We start from the raw sequence: 1,510 nt of genomic DNA on the forward strand, positions 1-1,510 counted from the left end.
GGCAGTTGCAGCCACAGGGGGGTGCCGCGACGCGCGCCGCCAATGCGGCGGCCGTCGTCGCGCAGCGTGACGCGCAGGCGGCCGCGCGTGCCGCACCTTACCGGCACGTCGCGGGGCTGCTGGCGACGCTGGCGCAGGTGCACGACGGCACGGTTCGGCTCGATGCGCTGCGCACGACGTCGGCGGGTGCCGTGCTCGATGTCCGCGCCGTGAGCTACCGGGCGGCCGCGCGATGGCTCGCGGGGATGGCGCGCGAGCAGCGTGGCTGGCGGATCGATATCGATGCGTTGAAGCCAGCCCCGGATGCACCGGTCGCCGCCGGCGGGATGCCGTTCCGGTTTTCGGTCCAGTTGCGCTGGCACGACGCGATGCCGTCCCGGAAAGCATCGGGAGGCGGCGCATGACGGCGCTCGCGCATCGGCCCGCACCGCATCGCGGCGGATGGCGGAGCGGCGTGCGGCGCGTGTCGCCGGCGACTGCGCATGTCGCAGGCTGCGTGCTCGCGTTCGCGGCCGTGCTGACGGGCGGCATTCATCTGGCGAATGCCGCGGACTGGAGCGGGCTCGCGCACAGCCGCGCGTTGCTGGCGGCGGCGCAGAAACGAGAGGCCGACGCGGAGCGTGTTCTCGTGGCCGCTGCACGGCAACACGACGCGCATCCGGCGGCGGCCGACGGCGATCGCTCGTCGCGTGCGCCGGAATGGGCCGCGTTGATGCTGGAGCTGGCCGATCGCGCCGCGTCGAGCGGGCTGCGCGGCGTATCGATCGAACCACTGCGCGCCGAGGGGGCAGTGCCGGAAGGGCAACGCTCGGTGCGCATCGTCGCGGACGGCGGGTTTCGCGCGTTGCTGCAGACGGTCGGATGGCTGGCGCGTTTCCCGGTGCTGGCGGTGCCGACCACGCTGCGTGTCGAACGAGGAAGGGAGGCCGTGCGTGTGGAAATGGCGGTCGACGTGTTTCCGGGGTTACCGGCGACGACGTCCAAGGGCGGGGAGACGCCGGTTCTGGCCGACGCGCCCGGCGCCGATCCGTTCGGCGAGGCCGGCTCGCCTGAAACGGAGGGGGCGGCTGCCCGCCTGGCCGGCACGATTCGCGACAGGCATGCCGGTCTCGCGTTGTTCGACGACGGTGACGGCGCATTCGCGGCCTTGGTGCCCGGCGAAGCCCTCGGGGCCGCGCGGGTGGTGCGAGTCGATCCCGTCGCCGTGACGCTCGCGACGGCGGATGGCGCGTACCGAGTCACCCTGGACGACGGGAGGCGCCCATGATGAAGCAAGGATGTCGGGTGCTCGCCGTCTGGGCCGGATTGACGGCGGCCGGTGCAAGCGCCTCGTTGCCGCCGCTGCCGGCCGTCTGGCCTGCAGCATCGACGGAGAGGCCGGTGCCGGGCCTGCCGTTGCCCCAACGCGCGGTGGACGGGGCGGAGGGCCCCGCATCTGCGGAGGCCGGCCCGCCGCCGTTCGACCAGGCGGCGCGCACGGCGCTTCAGGCGGAGGCCGCCGCCCCGGCAC

At 74.2% G+C, this 1,510-nt stretch carries 1 protein-coding gene and 2 pseudogenes; all 3 read left to right on the forward strand.

The window, feature by feature from the left end; all coding sequences use genetic code 11:
- Nucleotides 1–404: pseudogene (locus L810_RS48245) on the forward strand (fimbrial protein); the annotation flags it as partial.
- Nucleotides 401–1,267, forward strand: coding sequence for a hypothetical protein (locus L810_RS42610; RefSeq protein ID WP_021164283.1), 867 nt, complete (start codon nt 401–403; stop codon nt 1,265–1,267). The pseudogene L810_RS48245 and the gene L810_RS42610, both read left to right, overlap by 4 nt.
- Nucleotides 1,264–1,510 (forward strand): annotated as a pseudogene (locus L810_RS48830) (type IV pilus secretin PilQ); the annotation flags it as partial. The gene L810_RS42610 and the pseudogene L810_RS48830, both read left to right, overlap by 4 nt.

This window comes from Burkholderia sp. AU4i, from assembly GCF_000466765.1.
In the GTDB taxonomy this organism is placed as follows: Bacteria; Pseudomonadota; Gammaproteobacteria; order Burkholderiales; family Burkholderiaceae; genus Burkholderia; species Burkholderia cepacia.

Excerpts from the sequence above, each read along its gene's own strand:
- L810_RS42610 (WP_021164283.1), top strand. The coding sequence starts at position 401 with ATGACGGCGCTCGCGCATCGGCCCGCACCGCATCGCGGCGGATGGCGG.